This is a genomic window from Chryseobacterium pennae (assembly GCF_003385515.1).
Taxonomy (GTDB): domain Bacteria; phylum Bacteroidota; class Bacteroidia; order Flavobacteriales; family Weeksellaceae; genus Chryseobacterium; species Chryseobacterium pennae.
On the sequence record NZ_QNVT01000010.1, the window covers coordinates 186,301 to 206,023 of the forward strand.

The 19,723-nt window shown below is 36.7% G+C and carries 17 protein-coding genes; 15 read left to right on the forward strand and 2 right to left on the reverse strand.

Translation table 11 applies throughout. The annotated features are described in order from the left end of the window. Positions 1-6: 6 nt before the first annotated feature. The 3 genes from DRF65_RS12610 to DRF65_RS12620 all read left to right on the forward strand — a co-directional run bounded on the left by DRF65_RS12610 (position 7) and on the right by DRF65_RS12620 (position 4,384). The gene (locus tag DRF65_RS12610) at positions 7-1,077 is read left to right on the forward strand and encodes a SusF/SusE family outer membrane protein (RefSeq protein ID WP_115971114.1); all 1,071 of its coding nucleotides are present in this window, start codon (positions 7-9) and stop codon (positions 1,075-1,077) included. 85 nt (positions 1,078-1,162) lie between these two features. Next, the gene (locus tag DRF65_RS12615) at positions 1,163-3,319 is read left to right on the forward strand and encodes a glycoside hydrolase family 97 protein (RefSeq protein ID WP_115971115.1); all 2,157 of its coding nucleotides are present in this window, start codon (positions 1,163-1,165) and stop codon (positions 3,317-3,319) included. Between the two features lie 78 nt (positions 3,320-3,397). Next, positions 3,398-4,384, forward strand: coding sequence for a bile acid:sodium symporter family protein (locus DRF65_RS12620; RefSeq protein ID WP_115971137.1), 987 nt, complete (start codon positions 3,398-3,400; stop codon positions 4,382-4,384). Positions 4,385-4,579: 195 nt separating this feature from the next. Here DRF65_RS12620 and DRF65_RS12625 read toward each other — a convergent pair whose 3' ends face one another. After that, the gene (locus tag DRF65_RS12625; RefSeq protein ID WP_115971138.1) at positions 4,580-5,554 is read right to left on the reverse strand and encodes a sterol desaturase family protein; all 975 of its coding nucleotides are present in this window, start codon (positions 5,552-5,554) and stop codon (positions 4,580-4,582) included. A gap of 395 nt (positions 5,555-5,949) precedes the next feature. Between DRF65_RS12625 and DRF65_RS12630 the strand changes: the two genes are divergently transcribed. The 3 genes from DRF65_RS12630 to DRF65_RS12640 are packed head-to-tail and all read left to right on the forward strand — an operon-like array spanning position 5,950 to position 9,740. Further along, positions 5,950-7,812, forward strand: coding sequence for a glycoside hydrolase family 13 protein (locus DRF65_RS12630; protein ID WP_115971116.1), 1,863 nt, complete (start codon positions 5,950-5,952; stop codon positions 7,810-7,812). Positions 7,813-7,821: 9 nt separating this feature from the next. Next, complete coding sequence (locus DRF65_RS12635) at positions 7,822-8,343, forward strand: nuclear transport factor 2 family protein (RefSeq protein ID WP_115971117.1); 522 nt, start codon at positions 7,822-7,824, stop codon at positions 8,341-8,343. A 14-nt stretch (positions 8,344-8,357) separates the two neighbouring features. Then, the gene (locus DRF65_RS12640; RefSeq protein ID WP_115971118.1) at positions 8,358-9,740 is read left to right on the forward strand and encodes an MFS transporter; all 1,383 of its coding nucleotides are present in this window, start codon (positions 8,358-8,360) and stop codon (positions 9,738-9,740) included. 174 nt (positions 9,741-9,914) lie between these two features. Here DRF65_RS12640 and DRF65_RS12645 read toward each other — a convergent pair whose 3' ends face one another. Then, positions 9,915-10,517 carry an FMN-dependent NADH-azoreductase gene (locus tag DRF65_RS12645; RefSeq protein ID WP_115971119.1) on the reverse strand — a complete coding sequence of 201 codons (603 nt, stop codon included), beginning with the start codon at positions 10,515-10,517 and terminating at the stop codon, positions 9,915-9,917. 85 nt (positions 10,518-10,602) lie between these two features. On the opposite strand from DRF65_RS12645, the gene DRF65_RS12650 reads away from it, so the two are divergent. The 9 genes from DRF65_RS12650 to guaA all read left to right on the forward strand — a co-directional run bounded on the left by DRF65_RS12650 (position 10,603) and on the right by guaA (position 19,587). Next, complete coding sequence (locus tag DRF65_RS12650; protein WP_115971120.1) at positions 10,603-10,974, forward strand: winged helix-turn-helix transcriptional regulator; 372 nt, start codon at positions 10,603-10,605, stop codon at positions 10,972-10,974. 154 nt (positions 10,975-11,128) lie between these two features. Then, on the forward strand, positions 11,129-11,857 hold the full coding sequence (locus DRF65_RS12655) for a pirin family protein (protein WP_115971121.1): 729 nt from the start codon (positions 11,129-11,131) through the stop codon (positions 11,855-11,857). 98 nt (positions 11,858-11,955) lie between these two features. Further along, positions 11,956-12,507 carry an NADPH-dependent FMN reductase gene (locus DRF65_RS12660; RefSeq protein ID WP_115971122.1) on the forward strand — a complete coding sequence of 184 codons (552 nt, stop codon included), beginning with the start codon at positions 11,956-11,958 and terminating at the stop codon, positions 12,505-12,507. A gap of 277 nt (positions 12,508-12,784) precedes the next feature. Beyond that, a complete protein-coding gene (gene purM, locus DRF65_RS12670; protein WP_115971124.1) occupies positions 12,785-13,777 on the forward strand; it encodes a phosphoribosylformylglycinamidine cyclo-ligase in 993 nt (330 codons plus the stop codon). A gap of 51 nt (positions 13,778-13,828) precedes the next feature. Then, positions 13,829-14,245, forward strand: a complete 417-nt coding sequence (locus tag DRF65_RS12675; RefSeq protein ID WP_115971125.1) for a hypothetical protein — start codon at positions 13,829-13,831, stop codon at positions 14,243-14,245. Between the two features lie 90 nt (positions 14,246-14,335). Further along, positions 14,336-14,899, forward strand: coding sequence for a phosphoribosylglycinamide formyltransferase (gene purN, locus DRF65_RS12680; protein WP_115971126.1), 564 nt, complete (start codon positions 14,336-14,338; stop codon positions 14,897-14,899). Positions 14,900-15,050: 151 nt separating this feature from the next. Beyond that, positions 15,051-16,568: a bifunctional phosphoribosylaminoimidazolecarboxamide formyltransferase/IMP cyclohydrolase gene (gene purH / locus DRF65_RS12685; protein ID WP_115971127.1), complete on the forward strand. Its 1,518-nt coding sequence runs from the start codon at positions 15,051-15,053 to the stop codon at positions 16,566-16,568. Between the two features lie 89 nt (positions 16,569-16,657). Next, positions 16,658-17,896 carry a phosphoribosylamine--glycine ligase gene (gene purD / locus DRF65_RS12690; protein ID WP_115971128.1) on the forward strand — a complete coding sequence of 413 codons (1,239 nt, stop codon included), beginning with the start codon at positions 16,658-16,660 and terminating at the stop codon, positions 17,894-17,896. Between the two features lie 161 nt (positions 17,897-18,057). Next, on the forward strand, positions 18,058-19,587 hold the full coding sequence (gene guaA, locus DRF65_RS12695) for a glutamine-hydrolyzing GMP synthase (RefSeq protein ID WP_115971129.1): 1,530 nt from the start codon (positions 18,058-18,060) through the stop codon (positions 19,585-19,587). Positions 19,588-19,723: the final 136 nt, after the last annotated feature.

The following is a 19,723-nucleotide window of genomic DNA, read 5'->3' on the forward strand; positions in this document are numbered from 1 at the left end:
CTGAAAATGAAACATTTTTTTAAAATATTCACAATAGCCGTTCTCGGGATTTTGGTTGCTTCATGTAAAGATGAAGATCAGGCAATAATGAACGAAACAGGACAGAGTAAAATTACATCTGATAAAGCAACTATTGTTTTAGATAAAGCTCATTTAGACGATGCAGCAGTTAATTTTACATGGGCAAAATCAACTTTCGATCTGTCTGTGGTTTCTGCTCCGAAAATTGAAATAGGGCTTAAAGGAAGTAATTTTAAAGACGCTAAGTCTTTGGATGTTGTAACCTCACCTTATTCAATGACAAATAAACAGTTGAACACATTGTTATTGAGTTTAGGAGCAACTCCCAATGAAGCTAACCAGGTAGAAGTAAGGTTAAGAACAGTAGTGGGAACAGCATCTTTTTATTCCAATGTAATTACACTAGCTGTAACACCTTATATTTTAGGACCAATATATAATTATACAGATCTTTACCTTATAGGAGATGCTACCGCAGGAGGTTGGGATAATTCTGCAACTAATGCAAAATTATATCCTTTACAAAAAGCAGCTACAGCTGGAGTATATTCTTATACCGGATATTTTGCAGTGGGAGGGGTGAAATTTATTCAAACTCCCGGATCCTGGGATAATCAATATGGGCTTGGTGCTTCTGCAGGATCTTTACTTGCTGGAGGAGGATCTTCAAATATTTCGATAGCTACAGCAGGATATTATAAACTTACAGTTGATGTAAATGCTTTAAAGTATACTTTAACATCCATTAGCGACCCGACAACGTCATATACTGTTGTTTCCATGATTGGTTCAGCTTCAGCAGGTTGGGATACTGATGTAGATATGGAAAAATCAACTTTTGATCCTCATGTTTGGGTGAAGAAAAAAATTGCTTTAAGCTCAGGTGAGTTTAAATTCAGAGCAAATCACGATTGGGGAACAAACTGGGGTGTTGCTAAAGAGTTCTTTGGAGTGGCAGATCTTGGAGGTGGAAATATTCCTGTAAGTGAATCTTTCAATTATGATGTGTATTTCAATGATATTACAGGAGAATTTTCAGTAATTCCCGTATTCTAAATCAATAAAAATCAAGTTAAAATCAAGCAAAGTGCTGCTTTACTGCAGCACTTTATCTATTTTTTTAAGTTAATAAATAGTCATTATGAAGAAAATTACAGTTGGAGCGCTCTTGCTCTCAATGATGTTTACAGGTGTGAAAGCACAATCTTTAAAATCGCCGGACGGTAAATTTGAAATGAACTTCCAATTGAAAGATGGAGTCCCTTTCTATAACCTGAAATACAACGGTGCGGTGGTAGTTGAAGATTCAAAATTGGGATTGAGATTATTTAAAGACACAGCCATAAAATTTGCTTCTGAAATAGCCAAACCGGAAGACGCAAAATATGACCTTAACAACGGTTTTGCGAAGGTAGATGAAAAAAGAGACTCCAAAAACGAAACCTGGCAGCCGGTTCTTGGAGAAAAGAAAAATTATATCAACAACTACAATGAATTAGCGGTAACTCTAAATCAGGCTTCTACAGACAGAAGTATTGTGGTAAAATTCAGATTATTCAACGATGGACTTGGATTCAGATATGAATTCCCGCAACAGAAAAACCTTAATTATTTCGTCATCAGAGAAGAAGATTCTGAAATCGATTTCCCAACTGATATGAAAGCCTGGTGGATTGTAGCAGATTATGATTCTCAGGAATATCAGTACCAGGAAACAAAAGTATCTGAAATTCCGGCAAAATGGGACAAAGCATATGATGCCAACGCCTCTCAGAGTTTAGTGAAAAATGCAGTTCAGTCTCCGTTAATGCTTAAAAAAGAAGGGAAATCACCTTTATACATCAATGTTGCAGAAGCTGCTGTATTGGATTACCCAGCTTCACATCTGGAAGTTGATGCCCAGAATTTTAAGTTCAAGACCCACTTAACAGCTGACAGGCAGGGAGCGAAAGGATATATCCAGACCCCATCAGTAACCCCTTGGAGAACGATCATCGTGGCACCAAAGGCAGAAGAGGTAATGGATTCCAAAATGATCTTTAACCTGAACGAACCTACGAAATATACTGATACGTCTTATATCCACCCAACAAAATACATGGGAGTATGGTGGGAAATGATCATCGGAAAATCACAGTGGGCTTATTCTACAGCTGAAAATGTTCATTTGGATAAAACAGACTTTGCAAAATTGACTCCAAACGGAAAACATGCAGCTAATAATACGAAAGTTAAAGAATACATAGACTTTGCTGCTGAAAATGGATTCCAGGGATTATTGATCGAAGGCTGGAATATTGGTTGGGAAGACTGGTTCGGACACTCTAAAGAATTTGTTTTCGACTTCGTTACCCCTTACCCCGATTTCGATATCAAAATGCTGAATGATTATGCCCATTCAAAAGGAATCAAACTGATCATGCACCACGAAACTTCAGGTTCAGCAACGAACTACGAAAGATGGGCAGATAAAGCATTCCAGACAATGAACAAATATGGGTATGATGCTGTAAAAACAGGATATGTGGGAGATATCATCCCAAGAGGTGAACATCACTATTCTCAATGGACAATCAACCATTATTATAGAATTGCTGAAAAGGCAAACGACTATAAAATTATGATAAACTCTCACGAGTCTGTTCGTCCTACAGGAGAAAGCCGTACCTACCCGAACTACATCTCTGCAGAAGCTGCACGTGGAACAGAGTATGAAGCATTTGGAGGAAACAAGCCGGATCACCAGACCGTACTTCCGTTCACAAGATGGATGGGTGGTTCTATGGATTATACGCCAGGAATTTTCCAGACGAAGTTAGATTATTATTTCCCTGGAGATCAGCGTTTCGTAAAAACTACGTTGGCAAAACAGCTTGCTTTATACGTAACGATGTATATGCCGCTTCAGATGGCTGCCGATCTTCCTGAAAACTATAAAAAGCATATGGATGCTTTCCAGTTTATCAAAGATGTAGCTGCTGATTGGGATGACACGAAGATCTTATCTGCTGAACCGGGAGATTATGTAATCACTGCAAGAAAAGCAAAAGGTACAGAAAACTGGTTTGTAGGAGGAATTACCGATGAGAACAAACGTGAGTACACGGTAGACTTCTCATTCCTGGATAAAGGGAAGAAATATGAAGCAACAATCTATGAAGATGGAAAAGATGCTGATTATATAGACAACCCTCAAAGCTATAATATCTATAAGAAAGAGATTAACAGCAAATCGAAAATTAATTTTAAAATGGTAAGAAGTGGAGGTTTTGCGATCTCTATCAAACCAGTAAAATAAAAATTTCTTAATTTTATAATCCTTAAAGGCTAACCCTTTAAGGATTTTTTTATTTCTTAATCTTGTATTGTAATGCTGATGGCTAAAGTTTTTAATAAACAGAATGTTTTTCTTTTCCTGCTGATGGGGATGGTTGTAATGGGTAAACTGATCCCTTTTGATAAATCCTACAATCAGTATTTCAATCTTTCCGCCTTTATAGATTGGGGAATTGCTGCGATTTTTTTATTGTATGGACTTAAGCTTAATCTCAAAGAAGTAGTAAAAGATATCTCAAACTGGAAGCTGCATTTGTTGATTCAGTCCGGAACATTTATTCTTTTTCCGTTATTGGTATTGATCTTTTACCCTCTGGTGAAAGGAACAGAATATTATGAAATCTGGCTTTCCATATTTTTCCTGGCCACTTTGCCTTCTACCGTTTCATCGTCTGTAGTAATGGTGTCTATAGCAAAAGGAAATGTGACTTCCGCAATTTTCAATGCTTCTATTTCAGGGTTGATAGGGATTGTGATGACGCCTCTTCTGATGAGCTTTTTCTTAACTTCACAATCAGGTTCAGGAGATCAGGGTGAAGTGATGCAACAACTTTTGATGAAAGTTTTGTTACCCATTGTTTTAGGAATTATATTCAATCCTGTTTTCAAAAAATGGGTGACAAAATATTCAAATATCATTGCAGAATTCGACAAACTTATTATTCTGTTAATTGTTTATGAAAGTTTTTCAACAGCATTTATAGAAAATATTTTCAGTTCTGTTCCACCAGTTATATTTTTAATACTGGCTTTCAGTGTGGTTTTCCTGTTTTTTGCAGTTTACAATATCCTTAAATTGATTTCAGGAAAGATGAAGTTCAATGCTAAAGATACTATTACAGTCACTTTCTGTGGCTCAAAAAAATCACTTGTTCATGGAAGCCTTTTTCTATTGGTTTTGAATATTCCTGATGACAAAAAAGTATTATTTCTGCTTCCGGTAATGGTGTACCATAGTTTTCAATTGTTTTATGTGAGCTGGCTGGCCAGTAAAATTGCAGAAAGATCAATAGGTAATAAAGAATAAAATCTTAATAATTAAGATAAACCACTATGGCTATTGTGCTCTGTTGTTCTGAATGCAAACTGAAGGTTTGCGAACGTAGTTTATGAAGTGAAATGAAAAATGATGCTCCTCTTTTGTCAGATTAACAACAGTGTAAAATTATATATAAGCACATAATAAAAAACCCCAGGCTAAGTAGCTTGGGGTTTTTATATTCTAATTCGGAGTGTATTCCGGTTCTGTAGCTTCCGTATGCTCATTCTGAACAGGTAGCGGCTTATTTTTTATTTTCTCTTTGTATTCCCTCTGGAACTGCTTCACTGTTTTTCCGGTACCGTCATGTCTCCATCCCGGTGAGTAGAAGAGGTATTTCAGACGATCTTTGAAAGAAAGTCCTGGTTGCTTAAGGTCCTTCCCAATTCTTCTCCATTCATAAAACAGTACTGTAGCAGGATCTTTAGACTTCATTTTAGGATAGATCCCATATTTTACAGGCACTTCCGGATCTTCCTTTTCAAAAGTTCCGAAGATTTTGTCCCAGATAATCAATCCCATTCCCATATTACGGTCCAGGTATTTGATGTTACAGGCATGATGCACACGATGGTGAGAAGGTGTTACCAAAATGTATTCCAGGAAGCCCATGCTTTTGATAGATTGCGTATGTACAAAGGTTCCATAAATCTGAATAGCAGAATAAGCTACCATTACATGAAGCGGATGGAATCCCACTAATGCCAGAGGGGAAAAGAACAGATATCTGTACAGCGGCTGAAATACAGGACTTCTGAATCCTGTGGTGATATTGAAATAATCAGAATTGTGATGGGTAATGTGTACCGCCCAGAAGACACGGGAATGATGGTCTACATAATGGTGGACATAATAAGCAAAATCCTGGGCCAGGAATACTGCAATCCAGTACCAGATCCCAACTTCCCAATCAAAAATACGATGATAGTAAAAGAACATCATAACGAGCATAGAAAACCCTTTCATAATGATATCCAGGCTATAATTTAAAAGCGCTAAAAGCACATTGGTTGCCACATCTTTAGTCTCGTAAAGCTTATCTTTATTGAAGTGACTATATGCCATTTCTATAAAGATGATACCCGCAAACATAGGTATGGCCCAAGGATAAACAATATCCGGTCCATCACTTTCAAACATTTTACTAAAATCAAACATTTTTTCTGTAAAATTAAGCATTAAACGGATAAAATGGGAATTTTTTAGATTTAATATTGGATTTAATACATGTTTTAATGGAAATTTAATAAAAAATATAATGGAAATTGTGAAATATTCCGATTTATCCTTTACAATAAAGCGTAATAATGGGCAGAGAGTCTGTTTAAATTTTATCAAGTCAAAGAATCCTATAGGACTCATAAATAAAAGAAAATTCTGCTGATCATTTTATAATAACTCTAAAAATTTTTCGTAATTTGCTGCTAAGTTGTTCATACTTAAATTGTTGTATTGTTTGGTGTAACTTGTTGGTTTTCAAAATAATCAATAGTATTCTTAACGACATTTTATAGTACACAGCTGATGGTTACATGGAAGATTAAGACTAAGCTATGAGAAGAATATATACTATTTTTGCCCTTTCAGCTGCCACAATCGCTTTTTCCCAATCCAAAACATTGGAAAAAGTAGAACCGGCTTTCTGGTGGAAGGGAATGAAAAATCCTGAACTTCAGATCCTTGTTTATGGAAAAGGAATTGCCAATCATGAGATTTCACTTTCAGATGGAGTAAAGATTAAAGACATTCAGAAAGTTGAAAGTCCGAACTATGTTTTTATTACAGTTAACACCAATGAAATCAACGTTCCGAAGTTTACAATCAACATTGGAAAAGATAAAAAGAATCTTGGTTCTTACACCTACGAACTGAAGCAGAGAAATTCTGGGTCTGCAGACCGGGAATCTTATACTTCAAAAGATGTAATGTACCTCATAATGCCTGATCGTTTTGCCAACGGAAATGAAAAAAATGATTCCGTTCCCGACTTAACTGAAAAAGGAGATCGTAATTTGCCTAATGGAAGGCATGGTGGTGACCTTCAGGGAATCATCAATAACCTGGACTATATTCAGAATCTGGGAGCAACGGCTGTTTGGCTAACACCAGTGAATGAGGATAATGAAAAAGTATACTCTTATCACGGATATGCCCAAACTGACCTTTATAAAATTGATGCCCGCTACGGAACCAATGAAGATTACAAAAAGCTTTCCCAGGAGCTCAATAAAAGGAATATGAAACTGGTAATGGATTATGTTACCAATCATTGGGGTGTTTCCCATTGGATGATAAAAGATTTGCCAACCAAAGATTGGATTCACCTGTTCAAAGAAGGTGAAAATGGGTTTAAAAGATCCAATTATAAAATTTCCACTCAGTTTGATACCAATGCTTCAGAAATAGATAAAAAATATGCTTTGGATGGGTGGTTTGATAAAACAATGCCGGATATTAACCAGAAAAATCCGCTGGTTTTAAAATACCTGACCCAAAATGCTATCTGGTGGATCGAATATGCTGAATTAGGTGGTTTCCGTGTAGATACTTATCCTTACAATGATAAGGAAGCTATGGCGAAATGGGCAAAAGCTATTACTGATGAATATCCTAAGTTCAATATCGTAGGAGAAACATGGCTTGGGACCGCAGGACAGATTTCAGCCTGGCAGAAAAATTCTAAGACAGGTGAAGCAGCGGGATACAATTCAAACCTGCCATCTGTAATGGATTTTATGCTGTTTGGAGAGATGCCGAATGCTTTTAAAGAAAAAGAAAGCTGGAACAAAGGATTGATAAAGCTTTACGAATCTTTGAGTAGCGATTTCCTTTATCCGGATATCAATAATGTCATGGTCTTTTTTGAAAATCACGACACTGAAAGATGGAATGAAATCTTCAATGCAGATCCTAATGCCTACAAAATGGGATTAACCCTGATCTCAACTGTTCGCGGAATTCCTCAGATCTATTATGGCTCAGAAGTAGGAATGCGTGGAAATAAAGAGAAAGGAGGGGATGCAGATATCCGCAGAGACTTTCCTGGTGGCTGGAAAACTGATAAACAGAATGCATTCAATCCTGCAACGCAAACCTCTGAACAAAAAGAATTCTATCAGTTTACTCAGAAATTATTGAACTGGAGAAAAGGAAAAGAAGTCATTCATACTGGAAAAACGAAAAATTTTGTTCCAAAGGATGATATTTTTACTTATTTCAGATATAATGATAAGGAAAGTGTGATGATGGTCATCAACAATAATACAAAAGATCAGACGTTAGACTTAAAATATTTTGAAGAATCATTAAAAGGATTTTCCAAAGGAAAAGAGGTGATCTCAGGAAAAGAATTCTCATTACAGAATACTTTGACAATTCCTGCCAAAACACCATTGATTATTGAACTTGAAAAATAAATAATACCTATGAAAAAATTAATAGCCGTTCATACACTCATCCTGTTTTTATTCGGATTTACAATGTTGTCTGCACAGTCAAACAAAACATTTGAAAAAGAAAAATCAGAAATCAGCACTATGCTTGATGCTTTTAACGTAGCAGCTGCTAAAGCTGATTATACGGGGTATTTCAATTTTTTTGCTGATGAATCTACCTTTATCGGAACAGATGCCACAGAGATCTGGAATAAAAAAGAATTTATGGTTTGGGCAAAGCCTCATTTCGATAAAAAGAGAACCTGGAATTTTACCGCATTGAAAAGAAATATCCACTTCAGTAAGGACGGAAAACTGGCTTGGTTTGATGAATTACTGGATACTCAGATGAAAATCTGCCGTGGTTCAGGAATTGTGGAAAAGATCAATGGACAATGGAAAGTAAAACAGTACGTCCTTTCTATGACGGTTCCTAACGATGTTGTAGATAAAGTGGTAGCTGAAAAAGCTGCTCTTGAAGATGTTTTGATTAAAGAATTAAAAACAAAATAAGCATAAAAATAGCAATGGCTGGAAAAATGAAACCGGAACTTTCACTTACTCAGATCATCAATATGAGTATGGGATTCCTGGGAATCCAAATGGCATTCGGATTACAGAATGGAAATGCAAGCCGTATTCTTGCCAATTTAGGAGCAGACGTTCACGAACTGTCGTGGTTCTGGCTGGTAGCTCCAATCACAGGACTTATTGTTCAGCCTATTATTGGTCATATGGGGGATAATACCTGGAGTCCGTTGGGAAGAAGAAAACCTTATTTCCTGATTGGAGCCATTTTGTGTTCCATTGGATTGGTCTTACTCCCTAATGCAGCTTCTGTAACTCAGATGTTTGCAGCCAATGCCCTTTTACTGGCAGTAATCTTTCTTGCAATGATGGATGCTTCCGTGAATGTTGCCATGGAGCCTTTCAGAGCTTTAGTGGGAGATATGCTTCCGAAACATCAGGGAACGATAGGTTTTTCAGTACAAACCATTCTGATTGGATTTGGAGCAGTGCTGGGTTCTTATTTACCGGATTGGCTGACGAAATTGGGAGTTTCCAATGTAGCACCTAAAGGTTTTGTTGCTGACAATGTGATCTATTCCTTTTATGTAGGAGCGGTACTGCTGATCATATCTATTTTGTATACCATCATTACTACTAAAGAATATTCTCCGGAAGAATTTGCTGCATTTGAAGACGGCAAAGAAATAGAATATGAAAAATCTAAATTTTCAGACATTTTTAAAGATTTTGCAGCCATTCCTGCACAGATGAAAAATCTGGGAATTGTTCAGTTTTTTTCGTGGTTTGCCTTATTTACGATGTGGGTATTTACAACCAGTGCACTGGCAACTCATCATTTGGGGCTTTCTCCTGAAGATACTCACTCGAAGGCATTCAATGATGCTGGAGATTTAACGGGTAAACTCTTTGGGATGTATAACCTTTGGGCAATCCCATTCGCATTTCTCTTAACACCTATTGCTAAATGGATTGGTAAAAAACAAACCCACGCCTTAGCTTTGCTGTGCGGAGGATTAGGATTGATCTCCATGTACTTCATCAAAGAGGTAGATAATCTATGGATTTCTATGATCGGTTTAGGATTTGCCTGGGCAAGTATTTTGGCAATGCCTTACGCTATGCTGATTGAAGTGATTCCACAGAGAAAAATGGGTGTTTATATGGGAATATTCAACTTCTTTATTGTGATTCCACAGATCATCAACGGTCTGTTTGGAGGACCTATTGTGAGCGGTATTTTCGGAAAGCAGGCCATGGATTATGTAGTGGTAGGAGGTGTATGTATGTTAATTGGTGCTGTGGTAACTATGATCTTCGTTAAATCTGAAGATGAAACCCCTAAAGAAATCGAAGAAGAAATTAAACAGGTACATTTTTAATGAGAAATTAAGTCAGACATTGACTTATGAAGAAGAATATATCATATTTATAAATTGTATACGATAAATAATAAGATTAAAATTCAATAGAAGCGGGCTTTAGCCCGCTTTCATATTTTAGATACCTTCCATTGGCTTTAGCCAAAACTTAACGGTAGTCTCTATCGGTATTTATTATGCTAAAACCGTTTCAATCTCTGCAACTGTTTTTGATAAATTTTCCTCTCTTATTTCGGGAAGAGACATTCCCTCACTTCTGAATACCTCAATATCTGTAATCCCGATAAACCCCAATAAGGTTCTTAAATAAGATTCCATCTGATCAATGATACCTTTATCTTCGTACACTCCGCCGATTGCAAAATTCAGATATACCTTTTTGTTTTTTAAAAGACCTTTCAAAACACCGCCAGCATAGGAAAATGTTTTCCCCGGAATCGAAATATGGTCAATCCATGACTTTAAAGTTGAAGGGAAACTGAAATTATAAAAAGGAACTCCAATAACAAGAATATCTGCCTCTTCAATTTCTTTTAAAGCCTGATCGGAATACTTTGAAGCTTCTTTCTGTTCATTATTTCTTTCTTCATGAGGGATTTCAAAAGATAAAAAATGCGTGGTTTGCATATGAGGAATAGGATCTGATGCCAGATCACGAACCATAACTTTACTGTCAGGATGTATTTCTAATAATTGATTGATAACAACTTCAGAAAGTTGATTGCTAGCAGAGTTTTCTCCGTTGATGCTTGTTTTAATATTTAAAATGGTAGTCATTTTTTGAATTTTTTGTTTTTACTGATGACAAAATTATTGTAAATTCACTTTCCAAAGTATAGCAGTTACCTAAAGGAAAGTGAAAATGGAAAAACAGAACAATCATAAAGAATGTTTACAGATCTTGAAACCAGTCCGTGATACACTGGATGTGATAAGCGGAAAATGGAAATTACTTATCATCGTTTCATTAAATGCAGGAAACAAACGTTTTACTGAAATTGAAAGGAGTATTCCGAAACTGACATCAAAAGTGTTGGCAAAAGAACTAAAAGAGCTTGAACAAAACGGTTTGGTGGAAAGAATCGTAAAAGACACCTATCCGGTGAGTATAGAATATTATATCACGACCCATGCAGAAACATTAACAACAGTGGTAGAATCTTTAAAAGACTGGGGTGAAAATCACCGTAAACATATCTTTGGAAGCCCTTTGGTAGCGAAGAATGAGGGATGATGACAGATTAAAAAAATGAAATTTAATATTTTAAAGAAATTTTTTTTATCGAAAAAAGAAAAAACAGTAGATCGGGCCCTATCTTCTTTCTTATCCTATATCAACTTTTTTCACTCTCACATCCCGTACATTTGTACCATAAATAATCACAGAAATGAAAACAGTATATCATAAAGCAGATTCAAGAGGCCATGCTAATCATGGTTGGTTAAACTCTTACCACACATTCAGTTTTGCAAACTATCAGAACAATGACAGAATGAACTTTGGAGTATTAAGAGTATTGAACGACGATACCGTGTCTCAGGGGATGGGATTCGGGACACACCCACACAGAGATATGGAAATTATTTCCATTCCTTTAGAAGGTGATTTGGAACACAAAGATTCAATGGGGACTACTGCGGTCATCAAAAAAGGCGAAATTCAGGTAATGAGTGCCGGAACCGGAGTGCAACATAGTGAATACAACAAAAATAAAGACGAAGAGGTAAAATTCTTACAGATCTGGGTTTTCCCAAAAGAGGTGGGTGTAGAGCCGAGATATGACCAGAAAAGCATCAAAGAAGGTGAGAAAATGAATGGATTCCAACAGATTCTATCTCCTAATAAAAATGATGACGGAGTCTGGATTCATCAGGACGCATGGTTTAACCTGGCGAACTTTAAAAAAGGAAACGGGAAAAACTATATGCTGAATAAAAAAGGAAACGGAGTTTACGCATTTGTTTTAAAAGGAAGTGCAAAAGTAGGAGACCGTGTACTTAATGAAAGAGACGGATTGGGAATCTGGGATACGCAAAGCTTTAATATCGAAGCAGTAGAAGATGCAGAAATATTATTGATGGAAGTCCCAATGGAATTACCGTCTTATCTTAAATAAAAAACTAAATTTGTATCCTTAAAAATTAAAAATAATATAGAAGCATCATTGGGAAATCCGGGTGATGCTTCTGTATAACTTAAAAATAAATACGATATATGAAGATCTTAGCAATAGCAGGAAGTAACTCAGAAGTTTCAATGAACAAGCAGTTGGTAGCTTATGCATCAACATTATTTGATAAAGCAGAAGTAGAAGTAATTGATTTAAATCCTTTCGAAATGCCAATCTATAAACATGAAAGAGAATTAGCAGGTGGAGTTCCTCAGGAAGCTCATGATTTTGCAGCAAAAATTGATGGAGCAGATCTACTGTTGGTTTCTTTAGGGGAACACAATGGTACGTATTCTACAGCATTCAAAAATGTGTTCGACTGGGTATCAAGAATCAAAGACAGAACTGTATGGAATGAAGTACCAATGCTATTGATGGCTACATCACCTGGAGGTAGAGGTGGAGCTGGAGTTTTGGAAGCAGCATCCAAGCGTTTCCCTTTTCACGGTGGAAATGTGGTGGAAACATTCTCGCTTCCTTTCTTCAATGATAACTTTGATAAATCTGTGCAAAAGATTTCTAATGCAGAGAAAGACAGTGAATTAAAAGAAAAAGTAAAGAAGATTGCGGCTATTGAAACCATCCTTGAAAAATAGAATTTGAATATTCATTTAAAATTACTATTTTTGCAAAAAGAAAAGAGATGAAAATTCAGACCTCCTATAAACAATGTTTTTCTCATAAAGGGAAAATTGTGGGCTCTGAAATTCTGAGATAAAATAACGGCCGATAATCTGAAAAGATTGTCGGCTTTTTTGTTTTCTAAATTTGAAATAAAAAGTAAATTGAAATATAAAAGATAGTAAGGTGACAGACACCGGATCATCAATAGTCTGAGATCTGAAACATATTATCTAAAAAATCTAAGCAGACATGAGCAACACTTACAAATCAGCAGGAGTAGACAAAGAAGAAGGATACAAAACGGTTGACAAGATTAAAAAAGCAGTGGGTGAAACCCATAATTCCAATGTATTGAACCATTTGGGAAGCTTTGGTGCTTTCTACGAAATCGGTGGATACAAAAACCCAGTTCTTGTTTCAGGAACAGACGGGGTAGGAACTAAGCTGAAAGTAGCTTTGGATACCAAAAAATATGACTCTATCGGAGTAGACTGTTTCGCAATGTGTGCTAACGATATTCTTTGTCACGGGGCAAAACCTTTGTTCTTCTTAGATTATTTAGCTTGTGGAAAGCTGGATTCTGAAATTGCAGCAGAAATCGTTTTAGGAATGGTGAATGCCTGTAAAGATAACAACTGTGCACTAATCGGTGGGGAAACTGCTGAAATGCCGGGAATGTACCAGCCGGGTGATTATGATGTTGCAGGATTCTGTGTAGGAATCGTAGAAAAAGATCAGATCATTGATGGTTCAAACATTAAGGCAGGTAATAAAATTATCGCATTGCCAAGCTCAGGATTCCATTCTAACGGATTCTCTTTAGTAAGAAAAGTATTCCCGAACTTCGAAGAGGAGTTTGAAGGAAAACCATTATACGAAACCCTTTTAGTACCAACAAGACTATATTTCAAAGATATTCATAAAGTATTGGAAGAAGTAAAAGTAGGTGGAATTGCTCACATTACAGGTGGTGGATTATACGAAAACGTTCCAAGAATCATTCCTGAAGGACTTTGTGCTTCTATTGACGGTTCCAAAATCAGAATTCCAAGTGTAATGCTTGAACTGGAGAAGAGAGGTGGAATTGCTCGTGAAGAAATGCACGGTACTTTCAACATGGGTGTAGGAATGGTAATCGTAGTAGATGCTGAACATGCTGAAAAAGTATTACACCTTTTAGATGATGCTTACGAAATCGGAGAAATCACTGAAGGAGCAGAAAAAATCAATTTATCACTATAACAATCTAACAATTAAAATCGTCGTTATATTGTTAGGCTGTTACCTTATAAAATGAAGAACCCCATCCGTTATTGTCTCATAATAATAGTACTCCTGGGAGTCGGATATTGGGGATTTAATAGCTGGAAACATAAAACATCTTTAGGAGAACTTATCATCATCGAAGCTACATTTATGCAATATGTCTGCGGAGACGAAAATGATGACGCCAAAGTTGAAAAAGTAAGCGATTCACGATATAACTTTTTATTAGGAAAAGATATAAATCCTGAAACAGAAAATAGTCTTGATCCCATCGATTTTAAAGATTATTTTTATGATAATCGGACCGATCAATATTACATGACATATAGATTGAAAGGTAGTTTGGAACAGAATTCAAGATCAGGATGCAGTGATTCCGCTCCCAGATTTTATGTGGAGGAAATAGAAAGATTAGACGGAACTCACCGGGTAGTAAAAAAATAAATTGAATAGATATCAGACAGGAAACTGAAAGATGTATTTAAAATAAAGCCTTGTCAAGGTTTTAAACCTTGACAAGGCTGCCAAAAAAATATGAAGAACATTGTTGTACTTGTATCCGGTTCAGGAAGTAATCTCCAAAGAATCATTGATACCATCGAAGCCGGAGAGATCCAAAACGCAAAAGTGGTTTTAGTGGTGGCAGACAGAGAATGCTACGGATTGGAAAGAGCGAAGAATCATAATATAGAAAGCATACTTATTCCAAGAGGAAAGAACTTCAGCAGTGAATTGGCTAACGTAATCCCACAAGATACGGATCTTATCGTATTGGCAGGATTCCTATCCATTTTAAAACCTGAATTCTGTGAAAACTGGAATGGTAAAATAATCAATATTCATCCGGCATTGCTTCCGAAATTCGGAGGAAAAGGAATGTGGGGAATGAACGTTCATAATGCAGTGATTGAGGCTAAAGAAGTAGAGAGTGGGGCAACAGTGCATTTTGTAACTCCGGGTATTGATGAAGGAGAAGCTATTCTTCAGAAATCTTTTGAAGTAACAGCAGAAGATACTCCTGAAACATTAGCTCAGAAAGTTCACAAGATTGAATATGAAATATTTCCGCTAGCGATAAATAAGGTCTTAGGGAATTAATAATGAGTAAAATTCCCCTCCTCTGGAAGGGTGTCAAAAATTTTTAATTTTTGACGGGATGGTTAAAAATCTAAGTAAAATAAAAAGTAATCCGGAGGTGAAAGACCCGGATACAGTTTGAAATAACTGTGAAAAGTAAAAATTGAAAGTAATGAGTAAAAAGAGAGTTTTAATCAGTGTTTCTGACAAAAGTGGATTAATTGAATTCGCACAGTTTTTGGAAGCTCAGAATTATGAGTTGATCTCCACAGGAGGAACGTTCAAACATTTGAAAGACGCTGGTTTAAATCCAATTCAGATTGATGAGGTAACCAATTTTCCTGAAATGTTGGACGGTAGAGTAAAAACTTTACACCCAAAAGTTCACGGTGGATTGTTAGCGGTTCGTACCAACGAAGAGCACATGAAAACCGTTCAGGAACACGGAATTGGTCTGATTGACATGGTAATCGTAAACCTTTATCCTTTCTTCGAAAACGTGAACAAAGACATTTCGTTACACGAGAAAGTAGAGTTTATCGATATCGGTGGTCCGTCTATGCTTCGTTCTGCAGCAAAAAACTTTGATTCTGTTACGGTAATTACTGATGTAGAAGATTATACAACGGTAAAAATTGAAATGGAACAAAACGGGGATACTTACATTGAAACCCGTAAGAAGCTTGCAGGAAAAGTATTCAACCTTACATCAGCTTATGATGCTGCTATTTCAAGAATGCTTTTAGATGAGGAATATCCAACGTATTTAAATGCATCTTACAAAAAAGTTTCTGATCTTAGATACGGTGAAAACCCTCACCAGTCGGCAGCTTACTATGTTTCTACTTTCGAGAACGGAGCAATGAAAGACTTCGAGCAGCTTGGAGGTAAAGAACTTTCTTTCAACAACCTTCGTGATATGGACCTTTGCTGGAAAGTAGTCACTGAGTTCAAAGAAGAAATGGCTTGTTGTGCCGTAAAACACTCTACCCCTTGTGGAGTTGCGATAGGTACATCAGCATTGGAAACATACCAAAAAACTTTCGAATGTGATCCGGTTTCCATCTTTGGCGGAATTGTTGCAATGAACTACAAGATTGATGCTGCAACAGCTGAAGAGCTAAACAAAACTTTCCTTGAGATTGTAATGGCTCCGGATTTCGACGAAGAAGCTCTTGAAGTTTTAAGAAAAAAGAAAAACCTGAGAATCATCAAAATCGTAAACCCTGTTTCTGATAAAAAGACTTGGGTAAAAGTAGATGGTGGTATCCTGGTTCAGGATAATGATTTACATTTCTCTGATGATATCAAAGTAGTAACTGAAACTCAGCCTACAGAAGAACAGAAAAAAGCATTGCTTTTCTCTCAGAGAGTAGTAAAATATGTGAAATCTAATGCTATTGTTGTTTCCAATGGAATCCAGGCTTTCGGAATCGGAGGTGGACAGGTTAACAGAATCTGGGCTACACAGCAGGCAATCGAAAGAGCAAAAGAAAAATTCACAGGAGATTTAGTATTGGCATCTGATGCATTTTTCCCTTTCCGTGACGTAGTAGATTTCTGCGCTCAGGAAGGTATCAAAGCAATCATCCAGCCAGGAGGAAGTGTAAAAGATCAGGACAGCATTGAAGCTGCTAATGAGCACAAAATCCCAATGATGTTTACTGGGGTTAGACACTTTTTCCACTAATTAAAATAGAGTTAAAAAATAATTTTGGATGGTAATTTTAACATCCAAAATTATATATTTGTAGAATAAGACTAGATAATAAATAAAGTATGAGAATATTAATCATAGGTGAAGGCGGTAGAGAATCTGCTTTAGCAGCAAAGCTTCAGAATGACCCGAGAATTTCTAAAATGTTTTTTGCTAACGGGAATGCTACTACCGATGCAATAGGGAAAAATGTTCATTTATCAGAAATCAAAGAACTTAGAGATTTCGCTATTAAAGAAAAGGTTGATTTAACGATCGTTGGACCGGAAGCACCATTGGTAGCTGGGATCAAAGATGAGTTTAAAAAACATGACCTTAAGGTTTTCGGACCTACTCAGAAAGTAGCAAGCCTGGAAGGAAGCAAGGCTTTTTCTAAGAAATTTATGCAGACCTATGATATCAAAACAGCTAAAGCGGTAGTATTTGATTCATATAACGATGCTAAAGAATATGTACAAACACAGCAATATCCTTTAGTGATCAAGGCAAGTGGGTTAGCAGGTGGAAAAGGAGTTGTTATCTGTGATACCCTTGAAGAAGCTGAAGCTACTATCCACGACTTCATGATCAGAAGAATCTATGGAGATGCAGGAATCCGTTTGGTGATTGAAGAATATTTACAAGGTTTTGAAGCTTCTATCATTGCTTTCTCTAATGGTGAAAAACTTTTCCCATGTGTAGCTGCAAAAGATTATAAAAAAGCAGGAAACGGAGATACAGGACCCAATACAGGAGGGATGGGTTCAGTGGCACCAAGCCCAGAGTTTACTCAGGAGCACTACGCTGATTTTGAACAAAATATTTTAGAACCTACTATTAAAGGTCTTAAAGCAGAAGGATTCAGTTTCAAAGGAATCATTTTCTTCGGATTAATGGTAACTAAGAACGGAGCTTATCTTCTTGAATACAACATGAGATTCGGAGATCCTGAAACTCAGGTATTGATGGCGCTTATGGAAAACAATCTTTTAGATGTGATCCAGGACTGTATGGACGGAAAAGACATTGAGCTTAAGTTTAAAGACGAAAAAGCAGTTTGTCTTGTCATGTGTTCAGGTGGCTATCCAAGAAACATTGAAACAGGTTTCGAAATTACAGGAGAAGACAAAGTAAAACATAGTAAACTATTATATGCAGGAGCTATCAAAAAAGGAGACAAAGTGGTTTCCAATGGAGGTAGAGTATTGAACATTGTAGCTACCGGAGCTACTTTCGATGATGCCCGCAAAAAAGTTTACGAAGACGCAGGACATGTACATTTCGATTACGGCTTCTACAGAGAAGACATCGGAAAGTTTTAATAAAAATCACGAGAAAAGATTTGGAGTCATTCCAAGTCTTTTTTTGTAAAACAGTTAATATTAGAAATAAGAGTTCAGATGCCAGATTCCAGACTTCAGACCCCAAATCTGATATCTGTTGTCTGAAATCTGATATCTTTCAAACAAATCAATTATCAAAAATGAACAACGGTATTATTATTTTAGATTTCGGATCCCAGTACAACCAGCTTATCGGAAGAAGAATCCGTGAGATGGGCGTGTACTCTGAAATCTTACCTTTCAATACACCTTTACAAGATATTTTAGCAAAACAGCCAAAAGGAATTATCCTTTCCGGAGGACCAAGTTCTGTAAACGCAGAAAATGCTCACCTGGTTGAAAAAGAATTGTATGAGCAGGGAGTTCCGGTTTTAGGAATTTGTTACGGAATGCAGATGACTGCTCACCTTTTAGGCGGAAAAGTAAATAAAGGAGAAAAAGGAGAATACGGAAAAGCCAGCCTTGAAATCGTTAAAGAAAGCTCTTTATTAAAAGGCGTAACTCAGAACTCTGTAGTTTGGATGAGCCACTTTGATGAAGTAGGTGAGTTACCTGCAGGTTTTGAATTAAACGCAAAATCAGGAGTTATTGCTTCCATTTCTAATGAAGACAAAAAAATATTCTGCGTTCAGTTTCACCCGGAAGTTTCCCATACGGAAGAAGGAGGAAAAATGCTTGAGAACTTCGTATTTGGAATCTGTAATTCAGAGAAAAACTGGAAACTGACGAACTATATTGAGAAAACAGTAGAAGAAATCCGTGAAAAAGTAGGGGATAACAAAGTGATCCTTGGTCTTTCAGGAGGTGTTGACTCTTCTGTCGCTGCAGTTTTGATCCATAAAGCAATCGGAGATCAGTTAACTTGTATTTTCGTAGATACAGGATTATTGAGAAAGGATGAAGGTAAGAAAGTAATGGATCAGTATGGAGAGCATTTCCATATGAACATTAAAATGGTGGATGCCAGAGAAAGATTCCTTTCAAAATTAGCTGGAGTAGATGATCCTGAAGCGAAGAGAAAAGCTATCGGAAATGAGTTTATCCATGTATTTGATGAAGAATCTCACAAAATTGAAGGGGCTAAATTCTTGGCTCAGGGAACCATTTACCCTGACGTTATCGAAAGCCAGTCTGTAAACGGACCATCTGCAGTAATCAAGTCTCACCATAACGTGGGCGGACTTCCTGAAGATATGGAATTCGAATTGTTAGAGCCATTAAGAGAGCTTTTCAAAGACGAAGTGAGAAGAGTAGGAGAAGAATTAGGAATTCCTCACCACATGGTATACAGACACCCTTTCCCAGGACCTGGATTAGGAATCAGAGTATTGGGGGCTGTAGATGCAGAAAAAGTAAGAATCCTTCAGGAAGCTGATGATATCTTCATCGAAGAACTATACAAAAACGACCTTTACGAAAAAGTATCCCAGGCTTTCGTAGTATTGCTTCCTGTAAAATCTGTAGGAGTAATGGGTGATGAAAGAACTTACGAATACACAGCGGTAGTTCGTTCTGCTAATACCATCGACTTTATGACGGCAACATGGAGCAGACTTCCTTATGAGTTCTTAGATACTGTGTCAAGCAGAATCATCAACGAAGTAAGAGGAATCAATAGAGTAGCTTACGATATTTCAAGCAAACCACCTGCAACGATTGAGTGGGAATAATTTTTGACTTGAATTTTAGATATAAATCCTGCCCGTTTGGACTGCCCCCAAAAAGTTAGACACTTTTTAGGGGCATTTTTTTATGTATAGAAAAGAAAAATTTAGCGTTGCTTTCAAATTAGAATGTATTAACCTT

Excerpts from the sequence above, each read along its gene's own strand:
- purH (WP_115971127.1), top strand. The coding sequence starts at position 15,051 with ATGAGTAAAAAGAGAGTTTTAATCAGTGTTTCTGACAAAAGTGGATTA.
- DRF65_RS12620 (WP_115971137.1), top strand. The coding sequence starts at position 3,398 with ATGGCTAAAGTTTTTAATAAACAGAATGTTTTTCTTTTCCTGCTGATG.
- DRF65_RS12675 (WP_115971125.1), top strand. The coding sequence starts at position 13,829 with ATGAAGAACCCCATCCGTTATTGTCTCATAATAATAGTACTCCTGGGA.
- DRF65_RS12640 (WP_115971118.1), top strand. The coding sequence starts at position 8,358 with ATGGCTGGAAAAATGAAACCGGAACTTTCACTTACTCAGATCATCAAT.
- DRF65_RS12615 (WP_115971115.1), top strand. The coding sequence starts at position 1,163 with ATGAAGAAAATTACAGTTGGAGCGCTCTTGCTCTCAATGATGTTTACA.
- purM (WP_115971124.1), top strand. The coding sequence starts at position 12,785 with ATGAGCAACACTTACAAATCAGCAGGAGTAGACAAAGAAGAAGGATAC.
- DRF65_RS12650 (WP_115971120.1), top strand. The coding sequence starts at position 10,603 with ATGGAAAAACAGAACAATCATAAAGAATGTTTACAGATCTTGAAACCA.
- DRF65_RS12645 (WP_115971119.1), bottom strand. The coding sequence starts at position 10,517 with ATGACTACCATTTTAAATATTAAAACAAGCATCAACGGAGAAAACTCT.
- purD (WP_115971128.1), top strand. The coding sequence starts at position 16,658 with ATGAGAATATTAATCATAGGTGAAGGCGGTAGAGAATCTGCTTTAGCA.
- DRF65_RS12635 (WP_115971117.1), top strand. The coding sequence starts at position 7,822 with ATGAAAAAATTAATAGCCGTTCATACACTCATCCTGTTTTTATTCGGA.
- DRF65_RS12655 (WP_115971121.1), top strand. The coding sequence starts at position 11,129 with ATGAAAACAGTATATCATAAAGCAGATTCAAGAGGCCATGCTAATCAT.
- purN (WP_115971126.1), top strand. The coding sequence starts at position 14,336 with ATGAAGAACATTGTTGTACTTGTATCCGGTTCAGGAAGTAATCTCCAA.
- DRF65_RS12630 (WP_115971116.1), top strand. The coding sequence starts at position 5,950 with ATGAGAAGAATATATACTATTTTTGCCCTTTCAGCTGCCACAATCGCT.
- DRF65_RS12660 (WP_115971122.1), top strand. The coding sequence starts at position 11,956 with ATGAAGATCTTAGCAATAGCAGGAAGTAACTCAGAAGTTTCAATGAAC.
- DRF65_RS12625 (WP_115971138.1), bottom strand. The coding sequence starts at position 5,554 with ATGTTTGATTTTAGTAAAATGTTTGAAAGTGATGGACCGGATATTGTT.
- guaA (WP_115971129.1), top strand. The coding sequence starts at position 18,058 with ATGAACAACGGTATTATTATTTTAGATTTCGGATCCCAGTACAACCAG.
- DRF65_RS12610 (WP_115971114.1), top strand. The coding sequence starts at position 7 with ATGAAACATTTTTTTAAAATATTCACAATAGCCGTTCTCGGGATTTTG.